Genomic DNA, 17,735 nt, shown 5'->3' with positions numbered 1-17,735 from the left:
CACAAACATTTACACTTTTTTTGGTAACGTTTTATTAACTTTGAACCCTAATTTTAAAAATTTGAGTTTAAACCTTCAAGACATACCAAGAGTTAAAACAATAACAAAACAGGAATTTATTAAAAACTATTTTAAGCCTCAAAAACCTGTTGTTATTGAGCAGTTTATAACAGATTGGCCTGCATATTCTAAATGGAATTTAGAGTATATTAAAACAGTTGCTGGAGACAAAACAGTCCCTTTATATGACGACAGACCAGTTGACCATAAAGATGGGTTTAATGAGCCACACGCTAAAATGAAAATGAGTGACTATGTTGATTTGCTTAAACGCGAGCCAACAAAATTTAGAATATTTTTATGGAATATTTTAAAAGAAGTCCCTCAGCTTCAAAAGGATTTTAGCTTTCCAGACTTTGGTTTAAGACTAATGAAGGGATTACCTATGCTTTTTTTGGAGGTCGCGACAGCTACACCTTCATGCATTATGATATAGATTTAGCAAATATTTTTCACTTTCATTTTGAAGGCGAAAAACAAGTTATTTTATTTGATCAACAACAAAACAAGCATTTATATAAAGTCCCATTTGCTTTAATTACACGAGAAGATATAGATTTTTCTAATCCAGATTTTGCAAAATGGCCTGCTTTAAAAAACGCTAAAGGTTGGCAATGTCAATTAAACCATGGTGAAGTTTTATACATGCCAGAAGGCTATTGGCATTACATGCGCTACATAACACCAGGTTTTTCTATGAGCCTACGTGCAATAGCCAGAAATCCAAAAAATTTAAGTAAAGCAGTATACAATGTCTTTATAATGCGTAATTTTGACAACTTAATGCGACGTATTAAAGGTCAAAAATGGATTAATTGGAAAAACAATAAAGCCATTGTTAATACAAACAAAAACTTTAAAGCAAATTAAAATGAAAAGAGGATTACTATTATTAGCTGTATTACTAACTATAGGATTAGTAAACGCTCAGTCTTTTGAAGGAAAAGGCGATCAAAAATTACAAATCGGAGCAAACTTTCAGGATAACGTTAACGGTATTACTGTAACTTACGACTATGGTTTAGGCGAAAACATATCTGTTGGAGTAGTAACTGGTTACGCATTAAACTTAAATAATGGTTTAAGTGCAGATTTTGAAGATCGAGTAGAGATTGAAGGTCGTTTTAATGCTAACTTAGGTAGCGTTTTAAACATCAGTGATAATTTTGATTTATATCCTGGTATTAGCTTAAGTTTAAAAAACTTTGGTGGACATTTAGGAATGCGTTACTTTTTCTCTAGTGGTTTTGGAATATTTTCAGAATTTGGAACAACGTTTGCCAAATACAATTCGGATATTTTAACTCCTGCTGAAAAAATTCATAATCAATTTACGGTAAATGTTGGTGCTGTTTTCAACTTATAGCACTTAAAATTACATCATAAAAAAACCTTTTAGTGTCATACATTAAAAGGTTTTTTTATGTCCTATTTTATCAATTCATTGGCTTTATCATATACCAAATGACTCTCCCAACCACGATACAATAAATAGTCAATAAGCTTCTTCTTTTTCTTGTATTTGTCGGTCTCTTTTAAAGTTTGTGCTTTTTTTTCGGCTAAATCATTAAAAACTTCGATGTACTCCGCTTCTTCAATTTCTCTAAACGCTTGATTTACATTATATTTGGATATATCCTTTTTCTTTAATTCGAGTAATAGCCGACGACGACCCCATTTTTTGATTCTAAACTTACCTCGAACAAAAGATTTAGCAAAACGTTCTTCATTAAGAAAATTATGGTCCATAAGGTGTACAATTATAATATCTGTTGCTTCAGGTATCATATGCATACTTTTTAGTTTTTGTCTAACCTCTTGGTGACAACGTTCTTGATACGCACAATAATGCTCTAGCTTTTTTTTAGCTTCGTCTACAGTAAAAGTATTAGTAGTGTTCATGTGCTAAAAATAACATTATAATAATATTTAAAGATATATTTAATTTATTTTTGAATAGTAGCTTTATAAGCTTATATACTACAACATTGAATCTCTTAACCTATGAAAAACATAAAATTACTTTGTTTACTCCTACTTGGCTCTGTAACTTTTGGATATGGACAATCTGAAGTAATAATTAGTCAATATATAGAAACAAACTCTGGTACAACTCCAAAAGGTATTGAGATTTTTAACGTCTCAGGCGCTCCAATAACTTTCTCTGGAGCTAATAATTTACAGGTTTATCAAGGAACTAATGGAGGAGCTTGTGGAGCAATAGCTGCAACAAATACAATAACTGGAACACTAGGAGTTGATGAGGTTTGGGTTATTGGTTCAACTGATCTAACTGATTATGCAACTGCTAATGGGACTGACCTAGCTGGTATAACGACTTATAACTTTAATTTTAATGGTGATGATGCTCTACAATTATATCTTGGTGGTGTTTTACAAGATGAGTTTGGAACATGTGGCTCAGATCCTGGAACATCTTGGACTGGTAGTGGTGTAGACACAAGCAATAATAACTTACAAATAAAGAATGGTTTCTGTGATGGTGATATTGATGGTTGGACAGATCCAAGTGTCCGCTTCGACGAAATAGCTAATGGATCAACAATGACTGGTTTTGGAAATGCTCCTGCTAGTTGTGCTACAGCTACACCAACAATAACACTAAACCCAACAACATTAACAAACTTAGACTATGTTATTGCAGCTGGTCCTTCAGCTGAACAAACGTTTACAGTAGAAGGTACGCTTCTTACAACAGATCTTGTTTTAACTGCACCTACAAATTTTGAAATTTCTACAACTTCTGGAGCTGGTTTTGGCACTACAGTTAATTTAACACCAGCTGTTGGTACAGTAACATCTACAACAATTTACACACGATTATCTGCTGGTTTGACAGTTAACACGTATTCTGGTAACATTACAGCTACAAGTACAGGTGCAACTACACAAAATGTAGCTGTCAATGGAGACGTTTTAACTCCTTTAGCAGAGGTAGTTATTACTGAATTATCTTATAACTCCTCTGGAGTTGATGATGAGTGGATAGAAATATGTAATTTGTCTGGAATCGCACAAGATTTAAGCAGCTATATTGTAGATAACGGAAGTGTATTGTTTACTTTTCCTGCTGCTACAAGTATTGCAGCTGATACGTGTATTACTGTATCATTAGGAAGTAATGGAGATGGATCATATAATAATGATTGCCCTTTCATGCCAGATTATGGTATAGGTGCTTCGACAAATAATACAAATAATCTTAATAATACTAGTGAGACTATTGTCCTATACGCTGCAAATGGAACATCTATTGTTGACTCAGTAGTGTTTAACAGTACTGATGGAGCAAATGGTAATGGCTCAACATTACATGTTATTGATGCTACTCTAGATAACTCTAATACTGGTAGTAATTGGCAAGAAGTTGCAACAGGTGGTTCACCTGGAGCAAACACTTTAATTTCTCCTTGTTCTATTCCAGAATTACAACTAGTTGACACCTCTAATACAGACCAAGCTTGTGGTTACTCTATAGCTTTTGGATCGCAAGCCACAGGATTTAATACAGATATTACTTTTGATATTGATAATGATGGTACTTTAGATTTAGATATCGCTTCCTTAGTACTAAGTGGTACAGACGCAACTAGCTTTAGTATTGTCACACCTGCAACACCTTTTACTGTTACAGCAGGTAGTACACAAACTGTAACTGTTAGATTTACGCCTACGACCATAGGTGTTAAAAACGCTACACTTACAATAAATAACAATGATGCAGATGAAGGTACTTGTACTATTTTACTACAAGGTACTGGTACTACACCAGAACAAGAGATTAATGTAGAAGGTGATCTAGGAGCCTTTCCAGATATTGCTAATGGAGATATTACACCAAGCAGCTTAGACAATACATTATTTGCTGCTCAAAACATAGGAAACTCTCAAACTAAGTCTTACAGAATTCAAAACATTGGAACAGCTAATTTAGATATTGCCAACATAACTGTTGGAGGAATTAATCCAGGTGATTTTACCATAAGTTTAAATCCTTCACCTTTTACGGTAACACCAAGTCAAAATCCACCAGGTCTATTTGAAATAACATTTTCGCCTATAGCTTCTGGAACCAGAACTGCTACCATTACAATAACTAATAACGATTTAGACGAGAATCCTTTTACGTTTACAGTACAAGGTAATGGATTATGCAATCCTGGAAGCATAACAATAGTACCAACATCTGGTCCAGAAAACACTATTGTAACAATAACAGGTACAAATTTAACAACAGCAACAGCAACCGTAAGCGGACTAGCTGCTACAGTTAATAATCTATCTGCGACCACAATGGAGGTTACAATTCCTACAGGAGCAACATCAGGAATTATTGAAATCACAGATGATTTAGGTTGTCCTGCAAGTACACCATTTACATTAATTGATAATTCTGGAAGCTGTGGTAGTACTACAGGATTAATGATGACTGAAGTCTATGATAATTCATCAGGATCTTTAGGTTATATTGAAATTTTTAACGGAACAGGAGCTACTGTCGATTTAACCTTATATGAAATTAATCGTTTTGCAGATATAGCTTCTGCCTCCTCTACTCATTCCTACACCTTTCCTGCTTCAGGAACAGGAAGCACAATAGCTGATGGTCAAGTATTAGTAGGAAAGATAAGTACAGACACAGGAAGCGCACATGATTTTATCTTTGGTGGCTCTACAGCAGGATTTAATGACGACGATAGACTTGAACTTACATTAGTAGCAACAGGGGTTGTTGTAGATGACTTCCATGACACTCTAGTTGGCGCTCCAGGCTATGTCTATAGAAGAAACACTGACGTAGTTAGCCCAAATACAGCATTTGATGCTACAGAATGGACAACAGCAACATCAGGTGACACAAGCAACTTAGGTACGTTTGTAATACTTGCTAATACACCTACAATAACCTTACAGCCTCTAGACATAAATAATTGTAACGACGCTATTGTATTTACTACAGCAGCAACACCTGGAAACTCAGGAACGTTAACATATCAATGGTATTATAACGATACGGTTTCTAATGGATGGACTAGTGTAATTAGTTCATCTTTTGCTCCAGGAACAGTCACTGGAGAAACCTCAACCACATTATCAATCGCAGGAGCAGACCTACAAGGTTACCAATTTTATTGCGAGGTGACTGAAGATGCATCTTGCAGTACTGCCACAAATGCAGCACGTATAAACGTAGGCACAACAACTTGGACTTTAGGCGCTTGGGACAATGGTACTCCAGACTTAAACACCAAAGTAATCATAAACGATAGTTATGATACTGCAACCTTTGGTAGTTTTAGCGCATGTTCTTTAACTATTAATAGCAATCCTTCTGGAACAGAATTTAGATTAACCGTAAATAATAACACTTACGTGGAAATTGAAAATGACGTTGTTGTTGACGGAGAATTATATGTCGAAACACAAGGAAACTTTGTTCAAAATAACGATGCAGCAACATTTACGCTAAATACTGATGGATTATCTTTAGTTAACAAACGTACTACACCACTTAATAGTATTTATGAATACACTTATTGGAGTTCGCCAGTTGAAAATACTACCATTGGACAAGGTTTAGCTTTTGCTAATCCAAGTCGACGCTATGTATTTAATGCTGTTAACTTTTTAGATAATCTAACTGAAATCAATAACACCAATACTTTTACTCCTGGACCAGACGGAATTGATGACGATGGAAATGATTGGGCATTAATACCAGGAAGCACAGTAATGACTCCTGGTGTTGGATACATATCTATGCATTCGCCAATTGGTTTTTCTGTCGGCTCACAATACACTTACACTTTTGAAGGCGCATTTAATACCGGAATTATTACTAGCCCAATTGCTTATAATGGAGCAAATGGAGATGAAGACTGGAATTTAATTGGTAACCCTTATCCATCTGCAATAGATGCTAATGCATTTTTAACTAATAACGCTGCTTCTATACAAGGTGTCGCTTATTTATGGTCACACAATACACCTGCAAATGCAAATGCAAGCGGAAATCAAGGCGCAAATTTTAATAGTAGTGATTACGCCATCATTACAACTGGAAGTGGTAACACAGCAGGAGGAGATGGTATTATACCAACCAGCTATATACCATCTGGTCAAGCCTTTTTTGTACAAGGAGTTGCTAACAGTAGTGTAACGTTTAATAATAGTTTACGTACTGCGGATGCCACAAGTAATGAGCAGTTTTTTAGATCTAGTAATACATTAAGCAACAGACTTTGGGTAAACCTAACCTCAGACACAGGTGTGTTTCATCAAATACTAGTAGCTTATGTAAATGGTGCAACAGATGGAAAAGACAGTAAAGCCTATGACGCTAACAAAACACTTTATAATAATAATGCTGCCGAAATTTTTACTTCAGTTCCTGGTGATTCTGATAAACTAGCAATACAAGGTAAAGCTCCAGAGAGCTTAACTATAGACGAAGTTATACCTGTAGGATTTAATACAAATATTACAACAGCAACGGTATACACGTTCTCAATAGCACAACTAGAAGGAGACTTTTTATCCAACAACACCGTTTATTTAAAAGACAACTTATTGTCAAGTCTTCATAACTTATCAAATAGCGACTATAATTTCACATCAGAGACAGGCACCTTTAATGATAGGTTTGAAATTGTGTTTAAAGACTCAAGCCTTTCCATTGACGAAGAAACAAGTGTAACACAAAATATTTCGATAATCGAAAACAAAAATAACGATATAACATTTAGCTTAACAAGTCAAAACTTAACCATAAAGTCTATTAAAATATATGATGTTTTAGGTCGATTATTATATGATTTAAAAGGAAACTCTAATACCGAAACTTATAACCTTTCAAACCTAAGTCAAGCTTCCTACATCGCACATATACAATTAAGTGATGGCCAATTAATTTCTAAAAAAGCTATCAAACAGTAATTACAACTTACACTTTATCATAGAAAAAAGAACTTCAACTAATAAAGTTGGAGTTTTTTGTTCTAAAAAAGTTTACAAACTATATTTAGCTTGCTATAATCTTTTTAAAAAACCCTCAATGCAAGTTAAATCTTTACATTTAATAGTATGCTTACTTACCGTTTCATTCTGTTTATCACAAACTAAAATCGCCGAATTAAATTTTGAAACTCCTGGAGGCTACACAACTAATATTACCGAATTTACAGACAATGTTCGCGACTACTTTTTAAGAACAGACGGAACAGACTTTAACCATGGTCCAAATGGAGTCTTATTTAATAATTTACAAGGAGGCTTTTACTTTGCAGCACAAGACACAGATGGTGAAGGTGCACCTTTACCTGCTAGACTGTTTATTGAAAATATAGACATAAGTAATTATACAAACTTAGAATTTAGAGTACACTTAGCGGAAGACGACCAAACTACTAACGGTGGAACTAGAACAGAACATTGGGATAATGGTGATAATGTAAGATTTACATACGAAATTGATAATAGCGGAACCAGCTCCAATTTATTATGGATAGAAAATGATAATGGTGGCGCAAACAGAGCGCCTTTAATAGATACTGATTTTGACGGTATTGGTGATGGTGTAGCAATTACAGATACTTTTACACAACATACTAGATCCATTACCGGAACTGGTAACCTTTTGGATATTGCTATTAGATTTAGACTTAATCAAGGTCAAGAGGATATAGCTATAGATAACATTGAGATTTGGGGAACTCAAAATTGCACCTCAACTGTAACTTGGGATGGCACAAATTGGCTACCAACAACTCCAAACAGATCTACCACTGCTATTTTGGCTAGCAACTACAACACTAGTACTGTTGGTCAACCTAGTTTTACTGCTTGTAGCCTAGTTATAAATCCTGGAGTTAATCTTACCGTTTCATCTAACGAGTATGTCCAAATTATTACAGATGTAACAAATAATGGTCGTATAGCTATTCAAAATACAGGCTCTTTTGTACAAGTAGACAACTCTGCAACTTATGATGATACAGGCAGTTCCTTTTTTACAACAGATAATGCAGCTGTAGTAGAGAGAAATACGTCCTTTATTAATCAATGGTATGAATACACCTATTGGAGTTCTCCTGTTGCTAACGAAACTTTTGGCAACGCCTTGTTTCAATCTAGTCAATATAGACGATTTGAATTTAACGCAGCAAACTTTGTTGACTCACAATACGAAACAAATAATGATAACACCTTAGTTAATGGTCCTGGAGTAGATGACATCGATGACAATGGAGATGTTTGGTTTTTAAAAGGATCTAGCGATTTAATGGCTCCTGGCGTTGGCTATACTGCTACACATTCTCAAGACGCTTTCATTTTTGGAGCTGGTAGTTATAGCTATTCATTTAGAGGTACTTTAAATAATGGAAATATAACGGTTCCTGTTGAGAGAAATGATACCGAAACAAATGACACCAACTGGAATTTAATAGGAAATCCATATCCTTCTGCTATTGATGTTGATTTATTTTTTGCAGAAAACAATTACCTATCTAATCCAACCAATGGTAAACTTGATGGCGAATTATATTTATGGTCACACGCAACAGCTCCTGATGGTACAGCTAATGGTAATCAAGCCTTAAATTTTTCGTTTAGTGACTATGCTAGAATTAATGGAACAGCAGAACTTACTGGTGGAGACGGAATAACACCTACTAGACACATACCTTCTGGTCAAGGTTTTTTTGTAACATATTCAGACAATCCTGCATCTACAACTGGTACTGTTACTTTTAATAATGCCATGCGTGTTACAAATAATAACACTCAGTTTTTTAGAGCATCCAATACAAATTCAGCTACAGCTACAATTACAAATAACAAATTATGGTTAAATATGACAACAGATACAGGTTTGTTTAACCAAACAGTTATTGGTTATGTTCCTGGTGCAACTGCTGCCAATGATGGAGCATATTACGATGCTAAAAAAAATGGTGCAACCATTGCTGATTTTTCATTTTACTCAGTATTACCAAGTGACTCAAAAAAATTAGCAATTCAAGGTAAATCACCAAGCGATTTAGATTTAAACGAAACTATAAATCTAGGTTTTTTCAATAACATTAATACACCAACAATTTATACTATATCTATTAATCAGTTTCAAGGTGAATTTTTATCAAACAACACGATTTACTTAAAAGATAATCTTACTAACACTTATCAAGATTTAAATGCAGGAGATTATTCATTTACTGCAGAAACAGGTGAATTTAATAATAGATTTGAAATTGTATTTAATCAACCTAGTTTATCTGTTAACGAAACACTTATTATATCTGAGAATTTAGTTATTTACGAAGACCAGAATGATACTGTGACGTTTTCATTAAACAACAAAGACCTGACCATAAAATCTATAAAAATTTATGATATGTTGGGTAGATTGTTATTCAATTTAAAAGGAGAAAATAACACCGAAACTTACAACCTTACTAATCTTAATCCAACTGCTTATATTGCACAAATTGAATTAAGTAATGGCATAATACTTAGTAAAAAAGCTTTAAAAAAATAAACTATAAAAAAACCTCAATATTTACATTGAGGTTTTTTTTGTTATAATGTGTATTGTAAGGAGACTATCAGGTTCCTACCTGGAGCCGCAATCCCTGAAGAATACGTTTTGTAGCGTTGATCTGTAATATTCTCTAAAGCAGCAGACACCACTACAGTATCACCAATTTCGTATTGCGTTCTTAAATTTAAAGTGTACCAAGATGGTGAGTAAGGCTTACCGTTTTGATCCAATGCGTATATGTAATCTTTTTCAGCTTCTGAAGGTGCTATTTGGTCAAATGACAACGCATTGTTATAATTAACAAAACCGTCTACTTTAACTTTATTTTTTTGCCATACTAAATGTGTGTTTCCAAAATTAGGCACAACATGTCTAACTGGTACTTCTACACCATCTGTTTCCTCTGTACCACCAATAATATTGTATTGGGATGTTAATTTAAAAGCATCCGAAAAATTAACTTGTGCTCCAACTTCAAAACCATATATCCAAGATTTAGAAGCATTTTGCATAGATTGCACATTACTTAACTCGCCATCATAGATAATCTGTGATTCACCATTTAAAGTACCATCTCTTCTAACCAAAGCATTATCCAAATAAGTATAATATGTTGCCATATCAAAAATAACCACTTTGTCAAAATTCAACTTTAAACCTAACTCTCCACTATAGGCATATTCTGGGTCTAAATCATCATTTGGTACTACAACAGATCCTGGTTCTGAGTCAAATACCTTTCCTGTATCATCAACATTTGGTGCTCTAAAAGCAGAGGACAAGTTAAATTTCCATTGTAATGTCTCATTAGGCACAAACGTTACACCTGCAGTCCCTGTTAAAGCATTTGCGGTATTATTAGATTCTGAAAATGGTAAATCTAAAAACTGGTTATTATCTGTAAAATCTACCTTTTGGATTACTGTATTATATCTTAAACCTGTCTGAAAAACAAACTTTTTAGTTGGTCTAAATTTGTAGCTAGCATAAAGAGCTGTACTTTGCCAAGTGGCACCATCTGGATAACGAGACACTGTGTTTAAAGTAGTATTATTCTCTACGTTTTCAGTAAAACCAATTGATCCTACTTTATTGTATACATATTCAAAACCATAAAATATTTTTGATGTCGTGCTTAGTTCTTTTTCAAAATCTATATTAAACGAAACCGCATCCACAGACTCTTCTCTAACATTTCTATCAGTATCCTGAAAATCTCTATCCATTCGACTTTCTTGAAAATTTTGATACGCTAAAGTTGTTTTTATGTTGTCATAAAACGTTGCATTACTGCTTCTTTTTGTAACGCTTAAATTAGACATAAACCATTTTTGTGGTCCATAATTCCATTCTGCAGATCTTAAATCATCACCTCTATAACGTATCAACCTATCATATCTTGAGTAATCAGAGGTTGTGGTATAGAACAATCCTAAATCAAAATCTAAATCATCGTTAGCTTTATAACTAACCTTTTGCATAACATTAATTTGATCATAACCTGTTGTTTTTTGAATTTTGGGATTATCATTAGGTACTACAACATCTTGATTATTATTTGTCACTACAAACTCTGGTCTTAGATATTCTGAAGGACCATGACTACCCATTCTTAAATCTCCAAAATCCGTATAGCTAACATTAGTTAAAAACGCCCAATTTTTCAGACCAAAATTTAAATCAATATGTCCCGTTTTTTCTTTACTAGCAGTGGCATAACGCATCAATACATTGCTTTTTACGTTAAGCGTATCTGTATAAGAAAACTCAGGTTTTTTAGTATAAAAACTCATTACACCACCAATTGCATCACTACCATAAATAATAGAACCTGCACCTAAAGTTACCTCTGTATTTTGAATAGATAAAGGATCTATAGAAATAACATTTTGAAGATTTCCACCTCTAAAAATAGCGTTATTCATTCTTACTCCATCCACAGTAATTAGTAATCTGTTGGTAGAAAAACCTCTAATCATTGGACTACCACCTCCTAATTGACTTTTTTGTATATATACTTGACCTGTTCCCTCTAATAAATCTGCACTAGTCTGAGGATTAGTAAAGCTTATATCCTTGGCATTTATGGTAGCTATTGTTTTAGGAATCTCCCTTTTTGTTTGTCCAAAATTTGAGGTAGAAATAACAATTTCGTCCAAACCTTGTTCATTAGACTCAAGGAAGACTTTACTATTAGAAATATTACTTTTTTTAACTTGATGTATTGTGTGTGAAATATGCTGAAAGAATAGCACCTCTGAAGCATTAAAATTGCTTAAATCAGCCATACCATCTATATTAGTAATTTGACTTTTGGATTGACTTTTATTGTAAATAGCTACGCCTGCAATGGGTTGATTAGAGTCTATATCAATCACTGTAATTGATTGAGCAGACAAGGAAAGTGTAAAAAAAGTTATTAGAAATAAACTTAATAATAATTTCATATTTTTAATTAAAAACATCATTGAGGATTTGTAAAGATTTTGGTTTTTTAAAGTTGCCTAAATGTAGTTCAAAATAGACTAAAATTATAGTTAAAAATGATTGCCTCTGTTTTGCACTAATTTTAATGGTTTTTATATCATCAAATGTCATGCCTAACAACTGTTTTAATAGTGTTAAATTTTCGCCAGTAATGGCATATTTAGAATTGTTTTCATGCTGAAACTCGCCATCCATTAAATTAAAATATGAACCTGTATCAATCTCTGTTTGATCTGGATAAAAACCAAGATACTTAGTTAAATCCAAAAGAAATAATAGATGAAAATTTGAATAACTATCATTAGCATCTAACCACTGTAATGTGATTTGTATATATCTATAAAGTGCATCATTTTGTTCTTCTTCTTGTAATGCCTGAGCTAAGATTTCTGCCAAAAACATTACAATTGCACTTTTTAATATATTTGTATGAAGTGAAGTATACAAAAAATCTGTTTTTACATCTTTTATATATTGCAGCGACCTATTAGACTTGTAGTCTGTGTTTAATTGGAGTTGAGATAACGATTGAAAGTAAGCTACTTTTTTATTTCCTTTTTTGGAGGATAAAACCCCTTTAAGCAAGTAACTAACCGCACCTTGATTTTGAGTATAACACTTAACAATTAAGTCGTTATCTTTAAATCTAAGTTTTGAGAGAACAATAGCGTTTGTTGTTGTTAACATTATCTAACCACCATCACTTTTAACACTTTAGTTTCAAAGGTATCTAAATCGTTTAGCATGATTAGATAAACACCAGATGCCACAATATTACCTCCTAAATTTTTACCATTCCATAGTGCTGTACCACCATCTATTTCAAGGTTATAACCTTTAAATCTAGAGTTTGTTCTAGACTCTGCTTCTGCTACCAAATTGCCTTCAATATCAACAATTTTAATATTTACGTTTTCTGATATGTCTCTAATTTTAACCTTCTCGGTTAGGATATTAAAATTAGGTCGTACTGGATTTGGGTATACGTAAGCATCTTCTAAGGTGCTTTTAGGTTTAGAGGCATCTGACTGAAAGGACACCATACCTTTGTCTGTAGCTATATATATAATACCGTTTACACTATCAATATCTACATCTAAAACATCGTTTGTAGGTAAAGGTGAATTATCTTTTGTAAAATGAAAGATGGTTTCTTGACCGTCTGACGAAAAATAATACAAACCTGTATCCAAAGTAGCAATCCATTTATTATTAGATCCATCTACCTCGATATCTGTTATGTATTGTTGAAATAATAACTCTCTAGCAATACCATCATCTAACACCACAATATTATCAACTTCTGGAGATCCTGACATAAATTGCTCTGTATTATACACAATTCTTAACCCTGAATCTGTACCACACCAAAGTTGACCATTTCGATCAATTGCTATTGCTTTTACTCTAGGTGATGGCATATTCTGTTCTGTATCTACAACATGTTCAAAAATATAATTTCCTCCATTTTCATTAAACCCTACAAGGCCATATTGGTGTGTACCCATAAAAATATTATTATTAGAGTCAAATACGATAGAAGAAAAACCATTATTACTCGTAGCTGGATTCATTAAATCCAAAAAGCTATATGAAGTCCACTCACCATCCTTGTACTTATTTAAAGGGGCATCATATCTTGCATTTAACACCCAATAAGTTCCGTTTTCATCAAAAGTTGAGGCAAAAACAAAGTGATTGTCTGTAAAAAAGGGTTGTATAGTACTGTTTTCTCCGTTAAAAAATTCCGTTGGCTCATTATTCTCCAAAGCTAAGACGCCATATACAGAAGAACTAATATATGCTAAGTTAGGATTAAAGGGATTAATAGATATATGAGAAAAAGACCATGGAAAAGCAGTAATTGGCTGAATAGAATCGTAGGTAATATTTTGCCAAGCATCATCAAAATAATGACTAATCCCAGATTTTCTAGTAGTAATTGCATAAGGATTATACGAAAAATCATAACCTCCATGTGTTCCATAAATATGACCTGCTAAAGTTTTTATTTTAAAAAACTTATTTAATAATGGACTGTCAGGATGTATTTCCTCTTGAATAGAGGTATCTGTAACATTTGTTTTTAACAAACCATAACCAGGTTTAGCTGTTGAAAGTGTTCCTTCAGTACCTACGTAAATCTGATTAGTCTCATCAATTACAGCACATGTGTACTTAGTAATATATTCTGGTATGTTTCCGACTTGCGCTAAATTTACAAATCCCTCTGGATTATATACATTAGCTTCTTTCTCTGTAGTAACAATTAATTGATTGTCAAAAGCTCTAATATCTACAATATTATTTGAATAAGTTGCTTTAAGCTGAACACCACTAGTTGTATATTCATAAACACTTCTATTTGTTCTTGTCGCAAACAATTTATCACCAACTGCCTGTATACCTAACCAATAAAACCCTACTAAATGGTTCCATTCTTGATAATCTATTAAATTTGGATTTGACAATGCACCACTTTTAATACCTATAGAGGTTGCTGCAAAAATTTTATCTTCAAAAATAGTGGTTTGCGAAACAACTATTTGCGTACCATTTGATCCTATATAATAAGTGTCACCAAACTCTAAATTATTTATGTCGTAAACAGAAATTCCGTAATCTGTAGCAACATATGCTTTGCCATCAAAAACATTAAAATGATTAATTTTTTTATCACTAGGTGGAATTGTTGGCTTTTCAAGAATATCTACAACAGATAGAATAGTATTATCACTTTCTTTATAAATTTGAATTAAACCATTTTCAAAACCTAGTAGTATCAAACTACTGTCCTCTATATATTGTATAGCAGAAATAGTCTCTCCAGATAACCCATTAATTGTAGAAAGTTTATCTATTACATTAGTGTTTTTGTCATAAATAAATACAGCATTTTCTGCAGCAGCAATAATTTTAGTGCTTCCTTGAGACACATCCTTAATGTCTAAATATGAGAAATGACCCTTCCAAGAGTCAGAAAAATCTTGCGCATTAGTCTTAACCACAAAAAGACAACTAAGCACTATAACAAACAGATTGAAAACTATTTTGATTTTAGACATTTATAAAAGTAAATTAATAAAACTCAAAAATACTATAATTTATTGTATTGTGTGTCTGTTTTATACAACAGAAAACCCCTTAGTTACATTAAGCAACTAAGGGGTTTTTATAAAAATTACAATAAAATCTTAAACGACTCCTTGTGCTAACATAGCGTCTGCAACTTTAACAAATCCAGCAACATTTGCTCCTTTAACATAATCTACGGTTCCATCTTTTTGAGTTCCATATTTTACACAAGATGCATGTATATCATCCATGATTTGATTTAGTTTAGCATCTACTTCTTCTCTAGTCCAATTATAACGTAAAGAGTTTTGACTCATTTCTAAACCTGAAGTAGCAACTCCACCTGCATTAGATGCTTTACCTGGAGAAAACAATACTTTAGCTTTTTGAAGCACTTCAATTGCTTCTGGTGTTGTTGGCATGTTTGCACCTTCTGCAACAGCAATAACATTATTATTTACCAAAGTTTCAGCTTCAGATTTGTCTAACTCATTTTGCGTAGCACATGGCATAGCAATATCACATTTAACACTCCAAGGTCTTTCTCCTTCATGGAAGGTTGCTGAGCTATACTTATCTACATATTCACTAATTCTACCTCTATTAACATTTTTGATTTCCATGATATATGCTAATTTATCTGCATCGATACCATCTTTATCATAAATATACCCAGAAGAATCAGACATAGTTACTACCTTACCTCCTAACTCGGTTGCTTTTTCACAAGCATATTGTGCAACATTTCCTGATCCAGAGATAACAACTGTCTTACCATCAAATGAATCGTTTTTAGTTGCTAACATGTTTTTTGCAAAGTATACTGTACCATAACCAGTAGCTTCTGGTCTGATTAAAGATCCACCATAAGATAATCCTTTACCAGTTAATACTCCTGTAAATTCGTTTTTTAAACGTTTGTATTGTCCAAACATATATCCTATCTCACGTCCACCAACTCCTATATCTCCTGCTGGCACGTCTGTGTTTGCTCCAATATGTCTAAATAATTCTGTCATAAAAGATTGACAAAAACGCATGACCTCGTTATCGCTTTTTCCTTTAGGGTCAAAATCACTTCCTCCTTTTCCTCCACCCATTGGCAAAGTTGTAAGAGAGTTTTTGAATAATTGTTCAAATCCTAAAAATTTTAAAATACTTAGGTTTACTGATGGATGAAAACGCAATCCACCTTTGTATGGCCCAATTGCCGAGTTAAACTCAACTCTAAAAGCTCTGTTAACTTGTGTATTTCCTTTATCATCAATCCAAGGTACTCTAAAAATTATTGTGCGTTCTGGCTCTACCATACGCTCTAACAACATCTTACCTTGATATTTTGGATTTTCTTCTATAAACGGAATTACAGTTTCTGCAACTTCGTGTACTGCTTGTAAAAACTCTGGCTCATTGCCATTTTTTTGTTTTACTAAATCTAAAAATGCTTCAATTTTATCTTTCATTATGTAAATAATTACGATAGTGTTATACAATCCATAAAAATGTGATACAAAGATACATTATCTTTATTTGTACACCTATTTTTTTTTAATTTTCGCAAACGTTATAGTAGAATTAATAAATATTAAAATTTAAAATAAAAGGCTACGTGTTATCTGTAAAATTTGTATGTTCGTCGTGATTTTATATATTTGCTTAATAAATAGCCTCTAAACCATAGCCTTATTATGTTTAACCTTAAACAATTGATACTAGTCATACTTATATTGTTAAGTACTAGTAACGCATTTTCTCAGTTAGGCTTCTCTCATGAAATTGGGATAATTACTGGACCTGTTGCTTTTAAATCTGATTTTGGAGAACGTAATGATTTTTCGACTAACTCTGGTAACACAGGTTTTGGTATTGGATTGGTGCATTATATTAATTTTGCTTATCAAGCAGATTGTAATTGCTACACTACAGACAATTACTTTAACGATCACTTTAAATTACGTACTGAAATTTCTTACAACAAGACTAAATTAGATCATCTTGGTTTATTTGTGCAACCAGAACAAACTAGTGCTGATGCTGATAGATTAAGAGCACACTCTGGTGAAGCCAATAACTTTGATATTGGAATGCAAATAGAGTATTTTCCGCTAAGCATTAGATCTTTTCAAGCGTTTGGTTACCGATTTGCTCCATTTGTTAGTTTAGGTGCGCATTATGTATCTTTTAATCCTAAAGTTAGTACGTCATACCTTGGCGAAGGTGACCCTGGAAATATTAATAACTTAAATAATTTTTATAACCCTTGGTCTAGACCTCCTTTAGAAAACCCTATTGACATTAGTGGTGGCAGCACTTGGTCTGTTGTATCTAGTATTGGTGTACGATATAAATTAAATACAATTTCTGACTTAATGTTAGACCTGAGAGGTCAATATTATTTTAACGATTGGATTGATGGTTTAAACCACCAGTTAGAATATAACAAATACAATGACTGGTTAGTCTGGTTAAATGTTGGATACATTTATTACCTTGATTAATTAATTAATTAATTAATTAATCAAATTACAATATATAAAAACGGTCAAGTTAA

9 protein-coding genes and 1 pseudogene are annotated in these 17,735 nt (G+C 33.0%); 5 read left to right on the top strand and 5 right to left on the bottom strand.

The annotated features are described in order from the left end of the window. The first annotated feature begins 61 nt into the window (after positions 1 to 61). Positions 62 to 930, top strand: a pseudogene (locus AC0L3M_RS13235) (cupin-like domain-containing protein). Between the two features lies 1 nt (position 931). Continuing rightward, positions 932 to 1,426, top strand: coding sequence for a DUF6646 family protein (locus tag AC0L3M_RS13230; RefSeq protein ID WP_292943170.1), 495 nt, complete (start codon positions 932 to 934; stop codon positions 1,424 to 1,426). A 62-nt stretch (positions 1,427 to 1,488) separates the two neighbouring features. Here AC0L3M_RS13230 and AC0L3M_RS13225 read toward each other — a convergent pair whose 3' ends face one another. After that, positions 1,489 to 1,962 (bottom strand): regulatory protein RecX, encoded by a 474-nt coding sequence (locus tag AC0L3M_RS13225; RefSeq protein ID WP_473431071.1) that lies wholly within the window; start codon positions 1,960 to 1,962, stop codon positions 1,489 to 1,491. A 102-nt stretch (positions 1,963 to 2,064) separates the two neighbouring features. On the opposite strand from AC0L3M_RS13225, the gene AC0L3M_RS13220 reads away from it, so the two are divergent. Continuing rightward, positions 2,065 to 7,017, top strand: coding sequence for a choice-of-anchor D domain-containing protein (locus AC0L3M_RS13220; protein ID WP_473431070.1), 4,953 nt, complete (start codon positions 2,065 to 2,067; stop codon positions 7,015 to 7,017). Positions 7,018 to 7,135: 118 nt separating this feature from the next. Continuing rightward, positions 7,136 to 9,619, top strand: coding sequence for a T9SS type A sorting domain-containing protein (locus tag AC0L3M_RS13215; protein ID WP_473431069.1), 2,484 nt, complete (start codon positions 7,136 to 7,138; stop codon positions 9,617 to 9,619). Positions 9,620 to 9,660: 41 nt separating this feature from the next. Here the strand turns inward: AC0L3M_RS13215 and AC0L3M_RS13210 are convergent, their stop codons facing one another. The 4 genes from AC0L3M_RS13210 to gdhA all read right to left on the bottom strand — a co-directional run bounded on the left by AC0L3M_RS13210 (position 9,661) and on the right by gdhA (position 16,647). Further along, positions 9,661 to 12,069, bottom strand: a complete 2,409-nt coding sequence (locus AC0L3M_RS13210) for a TonB-dependent receptor (protein ID WP_473431068.1) — start codon at positions 12,067 to 12,069, stop codon at positions 9,661 to 9,663. A 4-nt stretch (positions 12,070 to 12,073) separates the two neighbouring features. Further along, entirely contained in the window at positions 12,074 to 12,796 is a 723-nt protein-coding gene (recO, locus tag AC0L3M_RS13205) for a DNA repair protein RecO (protein ID WP_473431067.1), read from the bottom strand. Continuing rightward, positions 12,796 to 15,174, bottom strand: a complete 2,379-nt coding sequence (gene porZ / locus AC0L3M_RS13200; RefSeq protein ID WP_473431066.1) for a type IX secretion system anionic LPS delivery protein PorZ — start codon at positions 15,172 to 15,174, stop codon at positions 12,796 to 12,798. Before porZ ends, recO begins: the two co-directional genes overlap by 1 nt. 129 nt (positions 15,175 to 15,303) lie before the next feature. Then, positions 15,304 to 16,647 carry an NADP-specific glutamate dehydrogenase gene (gene gdhA / locus AC0L3M_RS13195; protein ID WP_473431065.1) on the bottom strand — a complete coding sequence of 448 codons (1,344 nt, stop codon included), beginning with the start codon at positions 16,645 to 16,647 and terminating at the stop codon, positions 15,304 to 15,306. Positions 16,648 to 16,872: 225 nt separating this feature from the next. On the opposite strand from gdhA, the gene AC0L3M_RS13190 reads away from it, so the two are divergent. Next, on the top strand, positions 16,873 to 17,682 hold the full coding sequence (locus tag AC0L3M_RS13190; RefSeq protein WP_292943148.1) for a THC0290_0291 family protein: 810 nt from the start codon (positions 16,873 to 16,875) through the stop codon (positions 17,680 to 17,682). The last annotated feature ends 53 nt before the right edge of the window (positions 17,683 to 17,735 follow it).

Source organism: Olleya sp. KJ81-1, from assembly GCF_055808135.1.
This window is presented reverse-complemented; position numbering and strand designations above follow the sequence as displayed.